Annotated in this window: 21 protein-coding genes and 2 tRNA genes; 17 read left to right on the plus strand and 6 right to left on the minus strand. The window is 64.3% G+C overall.

Annotated elements, in window-relative coordinates:
• The first annotated feature begins 4 nt into the window (after positions 1-4).
• The 9 genes from BLR77_RS04895 (at position 5) to BLR77_RS04935 (ending at position 7,871) form a co-directional block, all read left to right on the plus strand.
• Positions 5-961, plus strand: coding sequence for a MerR family transcriptional regulator (locus BLR77_RS04895; RefSeq protein ID WP_074675733.1), 957 nt, complete (start codon positions 5-7; stop codon positions 959-961).
• Positions 949-2,385 (plus strand): deoxyribodipyrimidine photo-lyase, encoded by a 1,437-nt coding sequence (gene phrB / locus BLR77_RS04900; protein WP_074675734.1) that lies wholly within the window; start codon positions 949-951, stop codon positions 2,383-2,385. The genes BLR77_RS04895 and phrB overlap by 13 nt, the downstream gene beginning before the upstream one ends.
• Positions 2,382-2,804: a nuclear transport factor 2 family protein gene (locus tag BLR77_RS04905; protein ID WP_074675735.1), complete on the plus strand. Its 423-nt coding sequence runs from the start codon at positions 2,382-2,384 to the stop codon at positions 2,802-2,804. The genes phrB and BLR77_RS04905 overlap by 4 nt, the downstream gene beginning before the upstream one ends.
• Entirely contained in the window at positions 2,801-3,556 is a 756-nt protein-coding gene (locus tag BLR77_RS04910; protein ID WP_074675736.1) for an SDR family NAD(P)-dependent oxidoreductase, read from the plus strand. The genes BLR77_RS04905 and BLR77_RS04910 overlap by 4 nt, the downstream gene beginning before the upstream one ends.
• A complete protein-coding gene (locus tag BLR77_RS04915; protein ID WP_074675737.1) occupies positions 3,553-4,800 on the plus strand; it encodes an NAD(P)/FAD-dependent oxidoreductase in 1,248 nt (415 codons plus the stop codon). The genes BLR77_RS04910 and BLR77_RS04915 overlap by 4 nt, the downstream gene beginning before the upstream one ends.
• Positions 4,800-5,600, plus strand: a complete 801-nt coding sequence (locus tag BLR77_RS04920) for a DUF1365 domain-containing protein (RefSeq protein WP_074675738.1) — start codon at positions 4,800-4,802, stop codon at positions 5,598-5,600. The genes BLR77_RS04915 and BLR77_RS04920 overlap by 1 nt, the downstream gene beginning before the upstream one ends.
• The gene (locus BLR77_RS04925; protein WP_074675739.1) at positions 5,587-6,861 is read left to right on the plus strand and encodes an SAM-dependent methyltransferase; all 1,275 of its coding nucleotides are present in this window, start codon (positions 5,587-5,589) and stop codon (positions 6,859-6,861) included. The genes BLR77_RS04920 and BLR77_RS04925 overlap by 14 nt, the downstream gene beginning before the upstream one ends.
• Positions 6,854-7,381, plus strand: a complete 528-nt coding sequence (locus BLR77_RS04930; RefSeq protein ID WP_074675740.1) for a DUF2878 domain-containing protein — start codon at positions 6,854-6,856, stop codon at positions 7,379-7,381. Before BLR77_RS04925 ends, BLR77_RS04930 begins: the two co-directional genes overlap by 8 nt.
• A 178-nt stretch (positions 7,382-7,559) precedes the next feature.
• Positions 7,560-7,871: a YkgJ family cysteine cluster protein gene (locus BLR77_RS04935; protein ID WP_074675741.1), complete on the plus strand. Its 312-nt coding sequence runs from the start codon at positions 7,560-7,562 to the stop codon at positions 7,869-7,871.
• A 63-nt stretch (positions 7,872-7,934) separates the two neighbouring features.
• Here the strand turns inward: BLR77_RS04935 and BLR77_RS04940 are convergent, their stop codons facing one another.
• From BLR77_RS04940 to hemA, 6 genes are all read right to left on the minus strand, one after another.
• Entirely contained in the window at positions 7,935-8,450 is a 516-nt protein-coding gene (locus tag BLR77_RS04940; RefSeq protein ID WP_074675742.1) for an acyloxyacyl hydrolase, read from the minus strand.
• Positions 8,451-8,545: 95 nt separating this feature from the next.
• On the minus strand, positions 8,546-9,355 hold the full coding sequence (gene murI / locus BLR77_RS04945) for a glutamate racemase (protein WP_074675743.1): 810 nt from the start codon (positions 9,353-9,355) through the stop codon (positions 8,546-8,548).
• Entirely contained in the window at positions 9,345-10,094 is a 750-nt protein-coding gene (locus BLR77_RS04950; protein WP_074675744.1) for a molybdopterin-synthase adenylyltransferase MoeB, read from the minus strand. The genes murI and BLR77_RS04950 overlap by 11 nt, the downstream gene beginning before the upstream one ends.
• Positions 10,095-10,098: 4 nt before the next feature.
• Complete coding sequence (prmC, locus tag BLR77_RS04955; RefSeq protein ID WP_074675745.1) at positions 10,099-10,932, minus strand: peptide chain release factor N(5)-glutamine methyltransferase; 834 nt, start codon at positions 10,930-10,932, stop codon at positions 10,099-10,101.
• Positions 10,933-11,072: 140 nt separating this feature from the next.
• Positions 11,073-12,155: a peptide chain release factor 1 gene (gene prfA, locus BLR77_RS04960; protein ID WP_074675746.1), complete on the minus strand. Its 1,083-nt coding sequence runs from the start codon at positions 12,153-12,155 to the stop codon at positions 11,073-11,075.
• Positions 12,152-13,432: a glutamyl-tRNA reductase gene (gene hemA / locus BLR77_RS04965; RefSeq protein ID WP_074675747.1), complete on the minus strand. Its 1,281-nt coding sequence runs from the start codon at positions 13,430-13,432 to the stop codon at positions 12,152-12,154. Before hemA ends, prfA begins: the two co-directional genes overlap by 4 nt.
• 209 nt (positions 13,433-13,641) lie before the next feature.
• Between hemA and BLR77_RS04970 the strand changes: the two genes are divergently transcribed.
• From BLR77_RS04970 to pth, 8 genes are all read left to right on the plus strand, one after another.
• Positions 13,642-15,369, plus strand: a complete 1,728-nt coding sequence (locus BLR77_RS04970; protein WP_074675748.1) for a tetratricopeptide repeat protein — start codon at positions 13,642-13,644, stop codon at positions 15,367-15,369.
• Positions 15,366-15,983, plus strand: coding sequence for a lipoprotein insertase outer membrane protein LolB (gene lolB / locus BLR77_RS04975; protein WP_074675749.1), 618 nt, complete (start codon positions 15,366-15,368; stop codon positions 15,981-15,983). The genes BLR77_RS04970 and lolB overlap by 4 nt, the downstream gene beginning before the upstream one ends.
• Before the next feature lie 396 nt (positions 15,984-16,379).
• On the plus strand, positions 16,380-17,279 hold the full coding sequence (gene ispE / locus BLR77_RS04980) for a 4-(cytidine 5'-diphospho)-2-C-methyl-D-erythritol kinase (protein ID WP_074675750.1): 900 nt from the start codon (positions 16,380-16,382) through the stop codon (positions 17,277-17,279).
• A 26-nt stretch (positions 17,280-17,305) separates the two neighbouring features.
• Positions 17,306-17,380: transfer RNA gene (locus tag BLR77_RS04985), tRNA-Gln, on the plus strand.
• 56 nt (positions 17,381-17,436) lie between these two features.
• Positions 17,437-17,511 (plus strand) — tRNA-Gln (locus BLR77_RS04990).
• A gap of 46 nt (positions 17,512-17,557) precedes the next feature.
• Positions 17,558-18,499 (plus strand): ribose-phosphate pyrophosphokinase, encoded by a 942-nt coding sequence (locus BLR77_RS04995; RefSeq protein WP_003244667.1) that lies wholly within the window; start codon positions 17,558-17,560, stop codon positions 18,497-18,499.
• A gap of 107 nt (positions 18,500-18,606) precedes the next feature.
• Positions 18,607-19,218 carry a 50S ribosomal protein L25/general stress protein Ctc gene (locus BLR77_RS05000; protein WP_074675751.1) on the plus strand — a complete coding sequence of 204 codons (612 nt, stop codon included), beginning with the start codon at positions 18,607-18,609 and terminating at the stop codon, positions 19,216-19,218.
• A gap of 63 nt (positions 19,219-19,281) precedes the next feature.
• Positions 19,282-19,872 carry an aminoacyl-tRNA hydrolase gene (gene pth, locus BLR77_RS05005; protein ID WP_074675752.1) on the plus strand — a complete coding sequence of 197 codons (591 nt, stop codon included), beginning with the start codon at positions 19,282-19,284 and terminating at the stop codon, positions 19,870-19,872.
• Positions 19,873-19,879: the final 7 nt, after the last annotated feature.

Genomic DNA, 19,879 nt, shown 5'->3' on the forward strand with positions numbered 1-19,879 from the left:
TGCCATGACCAGCGAAACCATCGCCGACGAAGAAACCGGCCACGACTATCGCCAGGCGCTCGACGAGGGCTACCTGCCGATCCGCGAGATCGCGCGAAGCACCGGCATCAACGCCGTGACCCTGCGTGCCTGGGAGCGCCGCTACGGCCTGATCGTGCCCTACCGCACGCCCAAGGGGCATCGTCTCTATTCACCGGCCAACCTTGAACGCATCAATGCCATTCTCGCCTGGCTTGCTCGCGGCGTTGCCGTCGGTCAGGTCAAGGCGCTGCTCGACCATGAGCAGGTGCCTCAGGCGACCAGTACCGACAACTGGTCACGTCAGCGCAACGAGATGCTCGGCTGCATCGTCCAGCTCAACGAGCGACGTCTGGACGACCGTTTCAACTCGGCACTGGCGCTGTACCCGGCCAGCACCCTGGTCGGGCAGCTGCTTTGGCCACTGCTCGGTGAGCTACGTCAGCGCTGGCAAGGCCAGTTCGGCGCACGCGCCGAGCAGGTGTTCTTCCTCTCCTGGCTACGCAGCAAACTGGCTACCCGCATCTATCACTGCAATCGCCAGGTCGGCGGCTCACCGCTGCTGCTGATCAACCTCGGTGAAGCGCCGATGGAACCAGGCCTGTGGCTGTGTGCCTGGCTGGCCAGCGCCAGCGATTGTCCGGTGGAGGTCTTCGATTGGCCGCTGCCGCCCAATGAACTGCTGACGGCGCTGGAGCACATCGCGCCGCGCGCCGTGCTGCTGTATGCCGAAGAAGCGCTGGACGGCACCCTGGTGCGCCGCCAGTTACCGCGTCTGGCCGAACAATGCCCGGTGCCGCTGCTGCTCGCCGGCCCCGCCGCCCACATTCATCGCGACGCGCTGGCTGACCTGGAGTCGGCCAGCGACCCGCTCGCCGCGCACGCCTGGCTGCTGCGTCACGGCCTGCTCGGCGCTCAAGAGGTAACCCCATGCAGCAACTGATGTGGTTTCGCAGCGACCTGCGCACCCAGGACAACACCGCCCTGAGCCATGCCATGAGCAGCGGCGCGACCATCGCCCTGTATCTCGTCACGCCCGGCCAGTGGCAGCGCCATGACGATGCCCCGAGCAAGGTGGACTTCTGGCTGCGCAATCTGGCCGAACTGAGCAAGGCCCTGGCCGCGCTCAACGTGCCGCTGCTGGTGCGTCATTGCCACGACTGGCACGAGGCGCCGGCCCAGGTGGCCGAGGTCTGTCACGAGCACAACATCATCGCCGTGCACGTCAACGAGGAATACGGCATCAACGAAAGCCTGCGCGACCGACAGGTGTGCGCCTACCTCAGCCAGCAGGCCATCGCCTGGCACAGCCATCTCGACCAGATCTTCTTCAAGCCCGGCAGCGTGCTGACTCGTTCCGGCGGTTACTTCCAGGTCTACAGCCAGTTTCGCAAGGTCTGCTACGAGCGCCTGCACACTGCCCTGCCGGCCTTGATCGCCCAACCAAAGGCACAAACGCCGCAGGCCATCAGCAGTGACACGATTCCCGAAACCGTAGAGGGTTTTGCCACCCCCAGCGACAGCCTGCGCCTGCTCTGGCCCGCCGGAGAGGAGGAGGCCCTGCAGCGCCTGCAGCGCTTTGCCGATGAGCAGGTGGCCTACTACAAGGACGAACGCGACTTCCCCGCCAAGCCTGGCACCAGCCAGCTGTCGGCCTACCTGGCCGCAGGCGTCGTCTCCCCGAGACAGTGCCTGCACGCCGCACTCGCGGCCAACCAGGGCGAGTTCGACAGTGGCAACCCCGGCGTCGTCACCTGGATCAACGAGCTGCTCTGGCGCGAGTTCTACAAGCACACACTGGTCGGCTACCCACGGGTATCGCGCCACCGTGCCTTCCGCCTGGAAACCGAGGCAGTGCCATGGCGCCACGCCCCCGAGGAGCTGGCGGCCTGGCAGGAGGGCCGCACCGGTCTGCCGATCATCGACGCAGCCATGCGCCAACTGCTGGAAACCGGCTGGATGCACAACCGCCTGCGCATGATCGTCGCCATGTTCCTGACCAAGAATCTGCTAATCGACTGGCGCGAGGGCGAGCGTTTCTTCATGCGTCATCTGATCGACGGCGACCTGGCGGCGAACAACGGCGGCTGGCAGTGGAGCGCCTCCACCGGTACCGATGCCGCGCCCTACTTCCGTATTTTCAACCCGATCAGCCAGTCGCAGAAATTCGACCCCGATGGCCAGTTCATTCGCCAATGGGTGCCGGAGCTGGCCGGGCTCAACAAGCGTGACATTCATGATCCGTCCGCACTCGGCGGCTTGTTCGCGCCCTCCGGTTACCCGCGCCCGATCGTCGATCTACCGCGCTCGCGCGAGCGCGCTCTGGCGGCGTTCAAGAACCTCTCTGCGCGGGAGGTTCCGGCATGAGCGCATTCCTTGAAAACTTCGCCGAGCGCTTCGCCGCGCTGAACAAGGACAACCTCGACCTGCTGGGCGAGCTGTACAGCGACGATGTGCTGTTTCGCGACCCGCTGCACGAAGTGCATGGCCTGAACGAGATGCGCCGCTATTTCGCCGAGCTGTACGCCAACGTGGAAGCGCTGCACTTCGAATTTCACGGCTTCGATCAGGTCGCCGACGGTGAAGGCTATCTGCGCTGGACCATGCGCTACCGCCACCCGCGCCTGCGTGGCGGCGCCGAGATCGCAGTCGAAGGCTGCTCGCACCTGCTCTGGCGCGACCGCGTCTATCAGCACCGCGATTATTTCGACGCCGGCGCGCTGCTCTACGAACACCTGCCACTGCTCGGCAGCGTCATTGCCTGGCTGAAAAGGAGATTGGCATGAAGCGCATCTGGCTCACCGGCGCCAGCAGCGGCATCGGTGCCGCACTGGCCGAAGAACTGCTCAAGGCAGGCCATCAGTTGGCACTGAGCGCACGCAGCAGTGGCCCACTGCAGGATTTCGCAACGCGCTATGGCGATCAGGTACTGGTCGCACCCGGGGATCTGACCGACGCCGAGCAGGTGCGTGCCATTGGCGAGCGCATCGCTCAACACTGGGGCGCGCTCGATTGCGTGATCCTCAACGCCGGCACCTGCGAATACGTCGACGTGCGCCAGTTCGAGGCAGCGATGATCGAACGCGTGGTCACTGCCAACCTGTTCTCCGCCAGCTACTGCATCGAAGCGGCCCTGCCCTTGCTGCGCCTGGGCAATCGCCCGCACCTGGTCGGTGTCGGCAGCTCGGTGACCTTCATGCCGCTGCCGCGCGCCGAAGCCTACGGCGCCTCCAAGGCCGCCATGCGTTATCTGATGCAGACACTGCGCATCGACCTGGCCAGCGAGGGCATCGACGTTACCCTGGTCAGCCCGGGCTTCGTCGACACCCCGCTGACGCAGAAGAACGACTTCCCCATGCCCATGCGCTGGCCGGTAGAACGCGCCGCCCGGCATATCGCCGAACGCCTGGAAAAGCGCCCGCACGAGATCGCGTTCCCCACCCCTTTCATCGCCATCCTGAAACTGCTCGGCAGCCTGCCCAGCAGCCTGCAACTGGCCATAGGTCGCCGCCTGGCGCGTAACGAGGACAACGCATGAAAATCGCCATCGTCGGCAGCGGCATCGCCGGCCTGACCTGTGCCTATCTGCTCAACCGCCAGCACGACATCCAGGTGTTCGAGGCCAGCGACTGGATCGGCGGCCACACCCACACCGTCGACGTGCAGGTGGAGGGTCGCAGCTACGCCATCGATACCGGCTTCATCGTCTTCAACGACTGGACCTATCCCAACTTCATCCGCCTGCTGGAGCAGGTCGGGGTGCGCTACAAACCCACCGAAATGAGCTTCTCGGTGAGCGACCCGGCCACCGGCGTGGAGTACAACGGCCACGACCTCAACACCCTGTTCGCCCAGCGCAGCAACCTGTTGTCGCCAGCCTTCTGGGGCATGCTGCGCGACATCCTGCGTTTCAATCGCCAGTCGCTGGACGACCTGGCCAACAACCGCATCAGCGCCGATACCACGCTCGGCCAGTACCTCGACAGCAACGGCTATGGCCGCCGTTTCATCGAGCATTACATCGTGCCGATGGGCTCGGCCATCTGGTCGATGTCGCTGGCCGACATGCTCGGTTTCCCGCTGCAGTTCTTCGTGCGCTTCTGCAAGAACCACGGCCTGCTCTCGGTCAGCGACCGCCCGACCTGGCAGGTGATCGAAGGCGGCTCGCGCAGCTACGTGGCGCCCTTGACCGCCAGCTTCGCCGAACGCATTCGCCTCAATTGCCCGGTCAGCCGCGTCGTGCGCGATGAGGACGGCGTCACCCTGCACAGCGCTGCCGGCAGCGAGCGTTTCGACAAGGTGATCTTCGCCTGCCACAGCGACCAGGTACTGGCACTGCTCGAGCAGGCCAGCGAGCAGGAGCGGGATATTCTTGGCGCCCTGCCCTACGCCAGCAACGACGTGGTGCTGCATACCGACACGCGCCTGCTGCCCAAGCGCAAGCTGGCCTGGGCCAGCTGGAACTATCGCCTGGGCGGGCCGAGCGATCAGCCGGCGGCGGTGACTTACGACATGAACATCCTGCAGGGCATCGACAGCGATACCACCTTCTGCGTCAGCCTCAACCAGACTGCCGCCATCGACCCGAGCAAGATCCTCGCGCGCTTCCAGTACGCCCACCCGCAGTACAGCCTGGCCGGTACCGCGGCCCAGGCGCGCTGGGAAGAGTTGCTCGGCGCGCAGCACACCTACTACTGCGGCGCCTACTGGGCCAACGGTTTTCATGAAGATGGCGTGGTCAGCGCGCTGCGTGTGGCACGCGCCTTCGGAGAGACGCTCTGATGCACAGTGCCCTGTACAGCGGCTGGGTGCAGCATCGCCGCTTCGCCCCGCGCGCCCATGCCTTTCGCTATCGCATGGGCCTGCTGTACCTCGACCTGAGCGAACAGGCGCAGTTGTTCGCCCTCTCAAAGCTGGCTGGCTCCGGCCGCTGGGCGCCCTTCGCCTTCCGTGAGACCGACTACCTGCCGGAGTCGACCCGCCAGGGCGTGGCGCTGCACGAGGCGGTGCGCGATCGCGTGGAGCAAGCACTGGGCATGCGTCCGCAAGGCCGCATCTGCGTGCTGACGCAGCCGCGCAGCTGGGGCCTGGCCTTCAACCCGGTGAGCATTTTCTACTGCCATGACGCCGACCAGCGGCTGATGGCGATTCTCTGTGAAGTCAGCAATACGCCGTGGCGTGAGCGTTATCACTACGTGCTGCCGGCAGAGGGCGAAGGCCGCCATCAGGTCAGTGTGGACAAGGCCTTCCATGTCTCGCCCTTCCTGCCGCGCGAGCTGGAATACCGCATGAGCTTCAGCGCCGTGGGCGAACGCCTTGGCGTGCACATGGCCGACTGGCAAGGCGAAACCAAGCTGTTCGACGCCAGCCTCAGCCTGCACCGCGAAGCCCTCGACCGCGCCAGCTTGCACCGCTATCTGCTCAGTTTCCCCTGGATGACCGGCAAGACCCTGGCCGCCATCCACTGGCAGGCGCTGCGCCTGCTGTTCAAGCGCATCCCGATTTTCGACCACAAGCCTGCGGAAGGCAGCTTCCGTGTCGCCCGCCCGCAAGTGAAGGACATGCCCCATGAAGAGCTCTAGCCTGACCTCCACCAGAAGCCTGGTACGCAGTGGCAACGGCATTGGTGCCGGCCTGTTGCGGCGTGCCGTATTGCGCCAGTTACAGGGCCTGCACCACGGCCTGCTGGTGATCCACGAAGCGGGTGACAGCCTGCACTTCGGCAACCCGCAGGCCCATCTGCGCGCCGAAATCACGGTGCATGACCCTGCTGTCTGGGGGCTGGTGGCGGGTAACGGCTCGATCGGCTCGGGCGAGGCCTATATCCATGGCTACTGGAGCACGCCGGACCTGACTGCGGTGATCCGCATCTTCGTCGCCAACCTCGATGTGCTGGATGCCATGGAAGGCGGCCTGGCGCGCCTGGGGCGGCCGCTGATCCAGGGCCTGCACTGGCTCAATCGCAATACCAGGCAAGGCTCACGCCGGAACATCGCCGCGCACTACGACCTGGGCAACGACCTGTTCGAACAATTCCTCGACCCGACCATGATGTACTCGGCGGCCATGTTCACCCGCGAGGACGACAGCCTGGAGCAGGCGCAGCTCAACAAGCTCGAGCGCATCTGCCAGAAGCTCGCGCTGAAACCCAGCGACCACCTGCTGGAAATCGGCACCGGCTGGGGCAGCATGGCCCTCTATGCCGCGACCCATTACGGCTGCCGGGTGACCACCACCACCTTGTCCCGCGAGCAGCACGCCCACACCGAGCAACGCATTCGCGAGCTGGGCCTGGAAGATCGCGTGACCCTGCTGCTGGAGGACTACCGCGACCTCGATGGCCAGTACGACAAACTGGTCTCCATCGAGATGATCGAGGCCGTCGGCCACCGCTTCCTGCCTACCTACTTCGAACAGTGCGCGCGCCTGCTCAAGCCTGACGGGCTGATGCTGCTGCAGGCCATCACCATTCGAGATCAACGCTACGAGCAGGCCTGCAAGTCGGTGGACTTCATCCAGCGCTACATCTTCCCCGGCGGCGCGCTACCCTCGGTGCAGAAGATGCTCGATGTGGTCACCCGGCATACCGACTTCAACCTGCATCACATGGAAGATTTCGGTCTGCACTACGCGCGCACCCTGCGCCTGTGGCACGACAATCTGCGCCATGCTCGGCAGCGCCTGGAGCAATTGGGCTACGACGATTACTTCTATCGCCTGTGGGAGTTTTACCTCTGCTATTGCGAAGGCGGCTTCCTCGAACGCACCATTGGCACCGCGCAACTGCTACTGGCCAAACCGGCCGCCCGCCCTGCGCCTCTGTTAGGAAACTTCGATGCCTAAGCTGATCGCCAATGCCCTCCTGTTCCAGCTCGGCTGGCTGGTCTGCGTCTTCGCAGGCGATAGTCTCTGGCTGCTGCTGGTGGCAGCGATCATCGGCGTGCACCTGCTGTGGGTCAGCAGCTGGGCGGCAGAAGGCAAACTGCTGCTCAGCGTGTTTCTCGCCGGCAGTGCGCTGGACAGCTTTCTGCTCAACCTCGGGGTGTTCGATTTCGGCGAGGAACGCCAGCTGATTCCGCTGTGGCTGGCCCTGCTCTGGCTGCTGCTGGCCAGTACGCTCAATCACTGCCTGGCCTGGACCGCACAGCCCTGGTGGCGGGCCAGCCTGCTGGGCGCTGTCGCCGCGCCGCTGTCCTACTACGGCGGCGCCAAGATTGCCGGCGTCACGCTGCCACTGGGTACCTGGCCAACCCTGGTGATCTTCGCGCTGGTCTGGGCCGTGGTGATGCCGGTGCTGCATGGCTTCGCCAAGCTGTATCGGGCGCAATACGAGCAGAGCCTGCGCAGCCGCCGCTCGGCCTAGCCGATAGCCTCTGTAGGAGCGTCGCACCGCCGCGAACCGGTTCGGCTCGGGTTCGAAAAGCTTCGCCCCGGGGCGGGGCTCCTACGCAAAAGCGGCTGGCAGGCCTGCTGAACTGGCGGCACTGCCCCCTGTCAGCCCAAGCCCCGCGTACCCATTGCATGGCGTACACTGCCGCGCCATGAGCCAGACCATCCCCCATACCCAACTGCCAACCGAGCCCGAGATCAGTTGCAGCACCTGCGCGGCCTGCTGCTGCCAGCTGGAAGTGATGCTGTTCGGCGATGAAGACGTACCGCAACGCTTCATCGATACCGACCAGTGGGGCAGCGAAGTGATGCGTCGCCTGGACGACAACTGGTGCGCGGCGCTGGACCGCAACAGCATGCGCTGCACCATCTACGAGGTGCGCCCACTGATCTGCCGGGAGTTCGAGCTGGGTGCGGCCGAATGCCTGGAAGAGCGCCAGGGCATCGCTCAGGCCTATCGCTAGCGGAGCGCACCGCGCAGGCCAGGGGCACAATGAAAAAGACCGGGGCTTGCCCGGTCTTTTTATTCAGAAGCTCGTGCGGTAATGCACGGTGTAGGCTTCCGCCCCGTCGTTGGGGTTCTTCAGGCCCGCGTTGGAATAGTGAACGGCACGCAAACCGATCTCCTGCCCGGCGAAACGCAGGCCGAAGCCGATGCGGTCTTCGAACTGAAACGACGAGCCCAGTTTGTTGCTCTCCAGCTCAGTACTGGAGAAGGCGGCCACGCCGATACCGGCTTCGATGTAAGGACGCACGTTCTGCCCGGCGAACTCGTAGACGAACACTGGCGAGAACGACAGGCTGTGATTGCTCGCCGTGTCATCGCCATCCCAGTAGGTGTAACCCAGGTCCCAGTAGCCAGTCAGACGCCCATAGCTACTCTCGAGCCAGCTGTGGTTCCAATCCCATTGCGCACCCACACGGTAAACCATGGTGGAATCGCCACTCTGACCAATAGCTGCGGTTACGTCCGCAGCCTGCGCAGCACCCATAGTTCCGAACGTCAGGGCCGTAGCTGCAGCAAAGGCATATAACTTCTTCATGAGTCATTCCTTTTATAGCGGGAGGTTTTAACAGGCTCGTTGCAAAAATATAGAAGCATTCGATATCAGAGAAAGCTTAATTCGAAAAAAATTCACTATATCGAACGAACTTCGGCCTTTTCATTCAACAAAATCGGCAATACTCGGCAAAGTTGCGCAGTGTCTCCGCTGCTCCAATAGCGAGTGGCCTGAGCAGGTACGGTTGCCAGCATGTCGTGCTGAGTGAGCAAACGCTGCAGCTGACGCGCCACGGCCGCGCCGGTATCGATCAAGGTCACCGAAGCCGGCACCAGCTCGCCCAGCAGCGGGCGCAGGAAGGGGTAGTGCGTGCAGCCGAGAATCAGCGTGTCACAGCCTTCGGCCAGCAGCGGTGTGACGTAGCCTCGCAGCAACTCACGGGTTGCCGGTGCCTGCAGCTCGCCCGCTTCGATGCATTCCACCAACCCCGGACAGGGCTGAGTGACCACCCGCACGTCATTGGCGAAGCGGTCGAGCAGTGCGGCGAATCTGGCGCTCTTCAGCGTACCGGTGGTTGCCAGCACACCGACCACGCCACTGCGGGTCGCCGCTGCGGCCGGCTTTACCGCTGGCTCCATGCCGACGATGGGCAAATCCGGATAACGCTCGCGCAGCTCGGCAGCCGCCGCAGCCGTCGCGGTATTGCAGGCCAGCACCAGGGCCTTGGCGCCATGCGCCAGCAGATGCTCGGTGATCAGCACGCAGCGTTCGCGAATGTATTCCGGGCTCTTCTCGCCGTAGGGCACGTGGCCGCTGTCGGCGACGTAGAGCAGCGTTTCGTTGGGTAGCAGCTGACGAATCTCGCGCAGCACCGACAGGCCGCCGACGCCCGAGTCGAAAACGCCAATCGGCGCCTGCGACTCGCTCCTACGATCCTTAGCGCCCACCGCACACCCCGCAGGCCGGATCGCGCTTGACCCGCAGTTCGCGAAAGCGCGTACCCAGTGCATCGATCAGCAGCAGGCGGCCTACCAGCGGCTCGCCGAAACCGGCCAGCAGCTTGAGTGCCTCCAGCGCCTGCAGGCTGCCGACCAGGCCCACCAGCGGGCCGACCACACCGGCTTCGCTGCAGGTCAGCTCGGCTTCGCTACCGTGCCCGTACAGGCAGTGATAGCAGGGGCTGGCGGCATTACGCGGATCGAACACCGACAGCTGGCCTTCCAGGCGGATCGCCGCCCCCGAGACCAGCGGCTTGCCTGCCGCGACGCAGGCGGCATTGACCGCCTCGCGGGTGGCGAAATTGTCCGAGCAGTCCAGCACCAGGTCGACGGCGCTCACGGCCGCAGCCAGCGAGTCGGCGTCCAGCGCCTGACGATGCGGCACCAGGCGGACCTGCGGATTGATCGCCGCCAGGCGCGCCATGGCCGAATCCACCTTGGCTTGGCCGATGCTGGCGGTGTCGTGGGCGATCTGCCGCTGCAGGTTAGTCAGATCCACCGTATCGAAGTCAGCCAGATGCAACTCACCGACACCGGCTGCGGCCAGGTACAGCGCCACCGGCGAGCCGAGGCCGCCCATGCCGACGATCAGCACCCGGCCCTGCTTGAGGCGCAGTTGCCCTTCCACATCGATCTGTTTCAGCAGGATCTGCCGGCTATAGCGCAGCAGCTCGTCATCGCTCAGCATCTGATCACTCACGGTCGAAACGTCCCAAACTGATGCGGTCGAGGCCTGCGAGGTCACGCCGGCTGTGTACCTCGACGAAGCCGCCGGCGTCGAGCAATCTGCGCACGGCCTCGGCCTGATCGAAGCCATGCTCCAGCATCAGCCAGCCGCCGGACAGCAGGTGGTCCGGCGCGGCCCGGATGATCGCACGAATATCGTCCAGCCCGTCGCTGCCGGCAACCAGGGCGCTGCTCGGTTCGAAGCGTACGTCGCCCTGTTCGAGGTGCTGGTCATCGGCGCGGATATAAGGCGGGTTGCTCAGAATCAGGCCATAGCGTTGCTCGACCAGCGCGGAAAACCAGTGGCTATGCAGGAAGCAGGCATTACCCAGCGTGAGGCGCTGGCGATTGCGCTCGGCCAGGGCCACGGCGTCTTCGACGCGATCCACGCCGGTCACCTGCCAGGCCGGACGCTCGCTGGCCAGGGCCAGGGCGATGGCGCCAGTGCCGGTGCCCAGATCCAGCACCGCCAGTGGTCCGGCAGGCAGCAGCTCGAGCGCGGTTTCCACCAGCAGCTCGGTGTCCGGGCGCGGAATCAGGGTATGCGGCGCCACTTCCAGATCGAGGCTCCAGAAGCCCTGATGACCGAGGATGTAAGCGACCGGCTCGCCATTCCGGCGGCGCTGCATGAACGCGCTGAACTGCGCCTGCTGGGCCGCGTCCAGCTCACGCTCCGGCCAGGTACGCAGGTAGCTGCGCGGCTTGTTCAGCGCGGCCGCCAGCAGCAACTCGGCGTCCAGCCGCGGCGTCGGCGAGTCGGGCAGGTCAGCGATAGTGAGCAGGGATTCGATGGTGGCCATATTTCTCTCGTAGCCCGGATGCAATCCGGGAAGTATGTCCCCGGATTGCATCCGGGCTACGGTTGTGGTGCGCATGGCGCACCCTACGGTATACGCGGCGTAGGGTGCGCCATGCGCACCGCAATGACCTCAAGCGAAACTCAATCGCCCAACGCCGCCAACTGGTCGGCCTGGTACTCGGCCAGCAAGGGCTCGATCACCGCCTCGACACCACCGGCCATGACTTCGCTCAGCGAGTACAGGGTCAGGTTGATGCGGTGGTCAGTCACCCGGCCCTGCGGGAAGTTGTAGGTGCGGATGCGCTCGGAGCGGTCGCCGGAGCCTACCAGCAGCTTGCGCGTCTCGGAGATTTCCTTGTGCGCCGCCGCTTCCTGCTGGTCCTGCAGCTTGGCCGCCAGCCAGGCCATGGCCTTGGCGCGGTTCTTGTGCTGCGAGCGCTCTTCCTGACATTCCACCACGGTGCCGGTGGGAATGTGGGTGATGCGGATCGCCGAGTCGGTGGTGTTGACGTGCTGACCACCGGCGCCGGAGCTGCGGTAGGTATCGACGCGCAGGTCGGCCGGGTTGATCTCGATGGCCGCCTGCTCGTCCGGCTCCGGCAATACCGCCACGGTGCAGGCCGAGGTATGGATGCGGCCCTGGGATTCGGTTTCCGGCACGCGCTGCACGCGATGAGCACCGGACTCGAACTTGAGCTTGGCGTAGACGTTGTCCCCCTCGACGCGGGCGATCACTTCCTTGAAGCCGCCGTGCTCGCCCTCGTTGGCCGACAGCACCTCGACGCGCCAGCCCTGCCTCTCGGCGTAACGCGAATACATGCGGAACAGGTCGCCGGAGAAGATCGCAGCCTCGTCGCCACCGGTGCCGGCGCGCACTTCCAGGTAGACGTTGCGCCCATCGTTGGGGTCTTTCGGCAGCAGCATGCGCTGCAACTTGTCTTCCAGGGTGACCAGCGCTTCCTTGGCCTGGGCCACTTCCTCTTCGGCCATCTCGCGCATGTCCGCGTCGCTGTCCTTGAGCAGCGCCTGGGCACCTTCGAGGTCGCCCTGCACCTTGCGCAGTTCGCGGAAGGTGGCGATCACCGGCTCGATTTCGGCGTATTCCTTGGAATAGGCGCGAAACTGCGTTTGCTTGGAAATCACCTCGGCGTCGCCGAGCAGCGCCGTCAGTTCCTCGAAGCGGTCGCTGAGGTTGTCCAGCTTGTTCAACAGTGAAGCTTTCATTGCAGACCTTTGTCCTGCGGCGCGCTCTCGTCGAGGGCGAACAATTCCTGGGCCAGGCTGAGCGCGTCGACGCGCCCCTCGGCAGTAAGTTTCTTCATGCGCACGCTGGGTGCGTGCAGCAGCTTGTTGGTCAGGCCGCGCGCCAGTTGCGCCAGCACGTCCTCGGGGTTGCTGCCGTTGGCCAGCATGCGCTGGGCCTTGGTCAACTCATCGTCGCGCAGGCGCTCGGCCTGCTGGCGGTAGGCCTTGAGCACATCCACCGCCGCCAGCTCGCGCAGGCGCTGCATGAAGTCCTCGGTGCCGGCGGCGATCAGCTCCTCGGCAGCCTGCGCCGCGCCCTGGCGGCTCTTGAGGTTTTCCTCGATGACTTCATGCAGGTCATCGACGGTGTACAGATAGACGTCATCGAGCTCGCCCACCTGCGGCTCGATGTCGCGTGGCACGGCGATGTCGACCATGAAGATCGGCTTGTGCTTGCGTTTTTTCAGCGCGCTTTCCACCGCGCCCTTGCCGAGAATCGGCAGCTGGCTGGCGGTGGAACTGATGACGATGTCGCTGTGCGCCAGTTCGTCGGGAATGTCCGAGAGCAGCACGGCGTGGGCGCCGAATTGCTCGGCCAGCTGGCTGGCGCGCTCCAGGGTGCGGTTGGCGACGACGATGCGCTTGATGCCCTGATCGTGCAGATGACGCGCCACCAGGCTGATGGTCTCGCCGGCGCCGATCAGCAGCGCCTGGCTGCGATGCAGGTCGGCGAAAATCTGCTTGGCCAGGCTCACGGCGGCGAAAGCCACGGACACCGGGTTCTCGCCGATGGCGGTGTCGGTGCGCACGGTCTTGGCGGTGCTGAAGGTGGCCTGGAACAAGCGCCCGAGCAGCGGGCCGACGGTGCCGGCCTCACGCGCCACGGCGTAAGCGGACTTGAGCTGGCCGAGTATCTGCGGCTCGCCGAGGACCATCGAATCCAGCCCGCAGGCCACACGCATCATGTGCCGTACCGCGTCCTGCTCGCTGTGCACGTAGGCACAGGCACGCAGTTCGTCGACGCTCAGTCGATGGAAGTTGGCCAGCCACTGCAGCACTTCGTCGCTGCTCAGCTGATCCTGCTCCAGGTACAACTCGCTACGGTTGCAGGTAGAGAGGATCGCCGCCTCGCGACTGGGCGTCAGCCGGCACAGCTGCTGCAACGCCTCGACCAGTTGCTCCGGAGTGAAAGCAACGCGCTCGCGCACCTCTACCGAGGCGGTCTTGTGGTTGATACCGAGGGCGATAAAGGCCATGCAGGGTCGCTGAGGGGCAATACGAGAGCCGGCAATTGTCCTACTTCGCCCCCGAGAGAACAACTCCCGCGACCTATTGTCCCAATAGACGGTTCGCCGCATCGTGCTCGCCAGTGGGCTTGCTCCAAGGCTTGTGTCATGATGCCGCGAACGTCGCAGGGCACGAGCCAGCACGGCCGTCGCCCCGGAATAACGCACGACAAGGCACTATGAACAGACCCCTCGCGTTAGTCACCGCACTGGCCCTTCTCAGCGGCTGCCAAACCTTCGCCCCCAGTGAGCCGGACGGTACGCCGCCGGTACAGGAAGCCGACCAGACCACCCAGCTGGAGCCGAGTGAATACGGCTCGTTCAGCCAGGAAACCCTGTTCGCCCTGCTCACCGCCGAGCTGGCCGGGCAGCGCAATCGCTTCGACATCGCCCTCGGCAACTATGTGCAGCAGGCCAACGCCACTGGCGATGCCGGCGTCGCCGAACGCGCCTTCCGTATTGCCGAATACCTCGGCGCCGAACAGGCTGCGCTCGACAGCGCACTGATCTGGGCCAGGAACGCGCCGAGCAACATCGACGCCCAGCGCGCCGCCGCCGTGCAGCTGGCCCGCGCCGGCCGTTACGACGAATCCATGACCTATATGGAGCAGGTGCTGCAGCGCCAGGGCGACACCCACTTCGATTTCCTCGCCCTGTCTGCCGCAGAGACCGACCCGGATACCCGCGCCGGCCTGCTGCAGGGCTTCGACCGCCTGCTGATCAAGAACCCGGACAACAGCCAGCTGCTGTTCGGCAAGGCCATCCTTCTGCAACAGGACGGCCGCGCCGAAGAGGCCCTGAAACTGCTCGAAGACAGCGCAGCAAGCACCAACGAGGTGTCGCCGATCCTGCTGCGCGCCCGCCTGCTGCAGAGCCTCGACCGTGGCAACGAGGCCCTGCCGCTGCTGCAGAAAGGCATCCGCAAGAACCCCGAAGACAAACGCTTGCGCCTGACCTACGCGCGCCTGCTGGTCGAGCAGGATCGCCTCGACGACGCCAAGGGCGAATTCTCCAAGCTGGTGCAGGAAAACCCCAACGACGACGACCTGCGTTTCTCCCTGGCCCTGGTGTGCCTGGAAGCCGAAGCCTGGGAAGAGGCCATCGTCTACCTGGAAGAGCTGGTCGAACGCCGCAGCCATGTCGATGCCGCGCACTACAACCTCGGTCGCGCCTACGAGGCGCTGAACGATACCGACAGCGCCCTGCAGGAATACCGACTGGTCGGCCCGAGCAACGATTACCTGCCGGCCCAGCAACGCCAGGCCGAACTGCTGTTCGCCCAACAACGCAGCGAAGAAGCCAGCGCACGCCTGGCCCAGGCCCGCGACGCGCAGCCCGATTACGCCATCCAGCTGTACCTGATCGAAGCCGAAGGCCTGAGCAATCGCCGCCAGGTCGAGACGGCCTGGAAAGTGATCAACGACGGCCTGGAGCAGTACCCCAACGACCTGAACCTGCTCTACACCCGCGCCATGCTGGCGGAAAAGCGCGATGACCTGGCCCAGCTGGAAACCGACCTGCGCTACATCATCAAGCGCGAGCCGGAGCACGCCATGGCGCTCAATGCCCTCGGCTACACCCTGGCCGACCGCACCACGCGCTATGAAGAAGCGCGCGAGCTGATCGAGAAAGCGCACCAGCTCAACCCGAACGACCCGGCGATTCTCGACAGCCTCGGCTGGGTCAACTATCGCCTGGGCAACCTCGACGAGGCCGAACGCCTGCTGCGTCAGGCTCTGGAGAAATTCCCCGACCATGAAGTAGCAGCCCACCTCGGCGAAGTGCTCTGGGCCCAGGGCAAACAGCGCGAAGCCCGACGCATCTGGCGCGACGCCCTCAGCGAAACGCCCGATAGCCCCATTCTGCGTGACACGCTGTTGCGCCTGACCGGTTCCGAGACTCTTTGATGCTTCGTCACCTACTTGTATTCAGCCTCCTCGCCCTGCTCGCCGGTTGCGCCGGCCTCACCTCGCACGAAGCGCTGGAAGGCCAGGGCGACCCGGCCAAGTGGAAAGCCCACAAAGAGCAGATCACTCAGCTCGACGGCTGGCAGATCAACGGCAAGATCGGCATCCGCGCCCCGCAGGATTCCGGCAGCGCCACGCTGTTCTGGCTGCAGCGCCAGGACTACTACGACATTCGCCTGTCCGGCCCACTGGGTGGCGGCGCTGCACGCCTGACCGGCCGCCCGGGTGACATCCTGCTGGAAGTATCCAACCGCGGCCGTTTCCGCGCCGAGTCGCCGGAAGCGCTGCTGCAAGAGCAACTGCGTCTGGACCTGCCAGTGTCCAACCTGCTCTGGTGGATTCGCGGCCTGCCCGCCCCGGACAGCCGCAGCCGCATCACCCTCGACAGCGAAAGCCACCTGGCGCAGCTGGAACAGGACGGCTGGAAGGTGGAATATCAGCGCTACACGCAGCAGAACGGCTACGCCCTGCCGGAGCGCCTGAAGCTTTACGGTCAGGACCTGGAAGTGACCCTGGTGATCAAGGACTGGCGGCCGCGTCAGTTAGGGCAATAAGCTCACTACAGATCCTGTGGGAGGGGCTTCAGCCGCGACAGCTTGTCCAGCACCTTCCACAGCGCACAGCCGATGACTGGAAAAGCGTCATCCCCAACCACGCCGAACTCACCCTGCCCGCCCCGGCCAAGCTCAACCTGATAAGGCGCCAACCACTTCGCGAGCAGAGCTCGCTCCTACAAGTTTCGCGCACGCAGCCGTAGCCCGGATGAAATCCGGGAACCATCGCCACCAAGCCCCGGATTGCATCCGGGCTACGAACCGGGCATTTCGCGGCTAAAGCCGCTCCTACGGGGGAGGCCGCGGTGTTTGTAGGAGCGGCTGGGCGGCATTCCGTTTCAGCCGCGATGCTCCTCTGACGCACCTGCCGATGCATTTCCCGAATACAATCGCCACATGCCTCACGACGATGCCCCTGCCCCGACCATGACCGTCATCCCCACCCACGCCGAACTGATCCTGCCCGCCCCGGCCAAGCTCAACCTGATGCTGCATATCCTCGGCCGCCGCGCCGATGGCTATCACGAGCTGCAGACCCTGTTCCAGTTTCTCGACCACGGCGACGAGCTCGGCTTCAGCCTGCGCCAGGATGGCGAAATCCACCTGCACACGCCCATCGAAGGCGTACCGCATGACAGCAACCTGATCGTGCGCGCGGCGAAAAGACTGCAGGAAGCCAGTGGCACTCAGCTCGGCGCCGATATCTGGCTGGACAAACGCCTGCCCATGGGCGGCGGCATCGGCGGCGGCAGCTCGGATGCCGCCACCACCCTGCTCGGTCTCGACCACCTGTGGCACACCCAACTGGGCGAAGATCGCCTGGCCGAACTGGGCCTGGCCCTCGGCGCCGACGTGCCGGTATTCGTACGCGGCCACGCCGCCTTCGCCGAGGGCGTTGGCGAGCGCCTGACCCCCGTAGAACTGGACGAACCCTGGTTCCTCGTCGCCGTACCGCAAGTCTTTGTAAGCACAGCAGAAGTTTTCGGCTCGCCCGAGTTGACACGGGATACGCCGCCCATTAAAGTTCGCAGCCTTCTTGCGGGGGGTGGTCGAAACGACTGCCAGCCGGTCGTAGAGAAGCGTTACCCTGAAGTTCGTAACGCTTTGATCTTGTTGAACAAATTTGTTTCAGCTAGATTGACCGGCACTGGAGCTTGCATATTTGGGAGCTTCCCAAATCGGGACGATGCTGATAAAGTCGCCCGCCAACTTCCAGGCACTCTGCCGAGTTTTGTCGCTCAAGGTCGCAACATTTCGATGCTGCACCGCAAGCTCCAAGCATTGGCCAAGAAGTGAATGCTCAGCATTCGGTTATACGATACAGGGGCGTCGCCAAGCGGTAAGGCACCAGGTTTTGATCCTGGCATGCGTTGGTTCGAATCCAGCCGCCCCTGCCATAACCTCCCTCGGGAGGCATCGAGAACCGAGTCAAAAAGCATTCAACACAGAATATAGGGGCGTCGCCAAGCGGTAAGGCACCAGGTTTTGATCCTGGCATGCGTTGGTTCGAATCCAGCCGCCCCTGCCATTTTCCATACCCATCCAGGTATACCCCCAGCCGGCAGGTACTGCGCGTGTCCAAGATGATGGTCTTCACGGGGAACGCAAACCCCGATCTGGCGCGACGGATCGTTCGTCAGCTGCACATTCCCCTCGGCGATGCTTCGGTCGGTAAGTTCTCCGACGGCGAAGTCATGATCGAAATCAACGAGAACGTTCGCGGTAAGGACGTCTTCCTGATTCAGCCGACCTGTGCGCCCACCAACGACAACCTGATGGAACTGGTAGTGATGGCCGACGCCTTCCGCCGCTCCTCGGCGACTCGCATCACTGCAGTCATCCCCTACTTCGGTTATGCCCGCCAGGATCGCCGTCCGCGTTCCGCGCGCGTGGCGATCAGCGCCAAAGTGGTTGCCGACATGCTCACCGTGGTCGGTATCGACCGCGTGCTGACCGTCGACCTGCACGCTGACCAGATCCAGGGCTTCTTCGACATTCCGGTGGACAATATCTATGGTTCCCCGGTCCTGGTCGACGACATCGAAGACCAGCGCTTCGACAACCTGATGATCGTTTCCCCCGATATCGGCGGCGTCGTTCGTGCCCGCGCCGTGGCCAAGAGCCTGGGCGTCGACCTGGCGATCATCGACAAGCGTCGTGAGAAGGCCAACCAGTCCGAAGTGATGCACATCATCGGTGACGTCGAAGGCCGTACCTGCATCCTTGTCGACGACATGGTCGACACCGCCGGTACCCTGTGCCACGCCGCCAAAGCACTGAAAGAGCGCGGCGCCGCCAAGGTCTACGCCTACTGCACCCACCCCGTGCTGTCCGGCCGCGCCATCGAGAACATCGAGAATTCCGTCCTGGACGAGCTGGTGGTCACCAACACCATCCCGCTGTCCGCTGCGGCGCAGTCCTGCTCGCGTATTCGCCAGCTCGACATCGCCCCGGTCGTCGCCGAAGCGGTTCGCCGCATCAGCAACGAAGAATCGATCAGCGCCATGTTCCGCTAAGCGGAACTGGCCAGATCACACTGCCCCGCCTCGTGCGGGGCTTTTTGCCCTACCGCCCGAGGCTGGTCGCAAGCCACAAGGCGGTTTGGTTATTTTGGAGAAGTGAAATGACTGTTGAATTTGCCCTGAATGCCGAAGTGCGTTCCGACCTGGGGAAAGGTGCGAGCCGCCGCCTGCGTCGTAACGTGTCCATGGTTCCTGCCGTGATCTACGGTGGCGACAAAGCCCCGCAATCGATCAGCCTGCTGGCCAAAGACCTGGCCAAGCTGCTGGAAAACGAAGCGGCTTTCAGCCACGTTCTGAGCCTGGACGTTGCCGGCACCAAAGAAAGCGTCCTGATCAAGGCCCTGCAGCGCCACCCGGCCAAAGGCTTCGTCCTGCACGCTGACTTCCAGCGCGTGGTTGCCGGCCAGAAACTGACCGCTCACGTACCCCTGCACTTCCTCAACGAAGCAACTTCCGTTGGCGTGAAGCAGCAAGGTGGCGAGATCTCCCACACCATCAGCGAAGTCGAAGTTTCCTGCCTGCCGAAAGACCTGCCGGAATTCATCGAAGTCGACATGGCTGCCGTAGAAGTTGGCCAGACTGTCCACATGTCCGACCTGAAGCTGCCGAAAGGCGTTGAGCTGGTTGCTCTGGCTCACGGTAACGACCTGGCTGTCTCCAACATTCACGCTTCGCGCGTGAAGGCTGAAGACGAAGAAGGCGCCGCCGAGTAATCGCAGCGCGGAACCCGCCCGGCAGGCGATCACGCCGGGCGATTTCCTCAAAAGGGCTCCTGTATGACTGCCGTACAACTGATCGTTGGCCTGGGTAACCCCGGCCCCGAATACGACCAGACCCGGCACAATGCAGGGGCCCTTTTCGTTGAGCGCGTGGCGGCAAGCCAGCGCGTCAACCTATCTGTCGATCGCAAGTATTTCGGCCTGGTGGGCAAGTTCAACCACCAGGGGCGCGAAGTTCGTCTGCTTATCCCCACCACCTACATGAACCGCAGCGGCCAGTCCGTGGCGGCCTTGGCCAATTTCTTCAAGATCAAACCCGAAGAGATCCTGGTGGCCCACGACGAACTCGACATGCCACCCGGCGTCGCCAAGCTCAAACAGGGCGGCGGCCACGGTGGACACAACGGCCTGCGCGACATCATCGCCCAGCTCGGCAACCAGAATAACTTCCACCGCCTGCGGCTCGGCATCGGCCACCCGGGGCACGCCAGCCTGGTATCCGGCTACGTGCTCGGACGCGCCCCACGCAGCGAACAGGACCTGCTCGACCAGAGCATCGACTTCGCCTTGGACGTCCTGCCGGAAATACTCGCCGGCGACTGGACCGTGGCCATGCGCAAGCTGCATAGCCAGAAGGCCACCAAGTAACCACCTT

The sequence above is a fragment of the Ectopseudomonas alcaliphila genome, assembly GCF_900101755.1.
Taxonomy (GTDB): Bacteria; Pseudomonadota; Gammaproteobacteria; order Pseudomonadales; family Pseudomonadaceae; genus Aquipseudomonas; species Aquipseudomonas alcaliphila.

Excerpts from the sequence above, each read along its gene's own strand:
- BLR77_RS04940 (WP_074675742.1), bottom strand. The coding sequence starts at position 8,450 with ATGAAGAAGTTATATGCCTTTGCTGCAGCTACGGCCCTGACGTTCGGA.
- BLR77_RS04950 (WP_074675744.1), bottom strand. The coding sequence starts at position 10,094 with ATGCTGAGCGATGACGAGCTGCTGCGCTATAGCCGGCAGATCCTGCTG.
- BLR77_RS04935 (WP_074675741.1), top strand. The coding sequence starts at position 7,560 with ATGAGCCAGACCATCCCCCATACCCAACTGCCAACCGAGCCCGAGATC.
- hemA (WP_074675747.1), bottom strand. The coding sequence starts at position 13,432 with ATGGCCTTTATCGCCCTCGGTATCAACCACAAGACCGCCTCGGTAGAG.
- prfA (WP_074675746.1), bottom strand. The coding sequence starts at position 12,155 with ATGAAAGCTTCACTGTTGAACAAGCTGGACAACCTCAGCGACCGCTTC.
- BLR77_RS04910 (WP_074675736.1), top strand. The coding sequence starts at position 2,801 with ATGAAGCGCATCTGGCTCACCGGCGCCAGCAGCGGCATCGGTGCCGCA.
- BLR77_RS04970 (WP_074675748.1), top strand. The coding sequence starts at position 13,642 with ATGAACAGACCCCTCGCGTTAGTCACCGCACTGGCCCTTCTCAGCGGC.
- BLR77_RS04920 (WP_074675738.1), top strand. The coding sequence starts at position 4,800 with ATGCACAGTGCCCTGTACAGCGGCTGGGTGCAGCATCGCCGCTTCGCC.
- BLR77_RS04925 (WP_074675739.1), top strand. The coding sequence starts at position 5,587 with ATGAAGAGCTCTAGCCTGACCTCCACCAGAAGCCTGGTACGCAGTGGC.
- BLR77_RS04915 (WP_074675737.1), top strand. The coding sequence starts at position 3,553 with ATGAAAATCGCCATCGTCGGCAGCGGCATCGCCGGCCTGACCTGTGCC.
- phrB (WP_074675734.1), top strand. The coding sequence starts at position 949 with ATGCAGCAACTGATGTGGTTTCGCAGCGACCTGCGCACCCAGGACAAC.
- ispE (WP_074675750.1), top strand. The coding sequence starts at position 16,380 with ATGCCTCACGACGATGCCCCTGCCCCGACCATGACCGTCATCCCCACC.
- BLR77_RS04930 (WP_074675740.1), top strand. The coding sequence starts at position 6,854 with ATGCCTAAGCTGATCGCCAATGCCCTCCTGTTCCAGCTCGGCTGGCTG.
- BLR77_RS04905 (WP_074675735.1), top strand. The coding sequence starts at position 2,382 with ATGAGCGCATTCCTTGAAAACTTCGCCGAGCGCTTCGCCGCGCTGAAC.
- BLR77_RS04895 (WP_074675733.1), top strand. The coding sequence starts at position 5 with ATGACCAGCGAAACCATCGCCGACGAAGAAACCGGCCACGACTATCGC.
- BLR77_RS05000 (WP_074675751.1), top strand. The coding sequence starts at position 18,607 with ATGACTGTTGAATTTGCCCTGAATGCCGAAGTGCGTTCCGACCTGGGG.
- pth (WP_074675752.1), top strand. The coding sequence starts at position 19,282 with ATGACTGCCGTACAACTGATCGTTGGCCTGGGTAACCCCGGCCCCGAA.
- prmC (WP_074675745.1), bottom strand. The coding sequence starts at position 10,932 with ATGGCCACCATCGAATCCCTGCTCACTATCGCTGACCTGCCCGACTCG.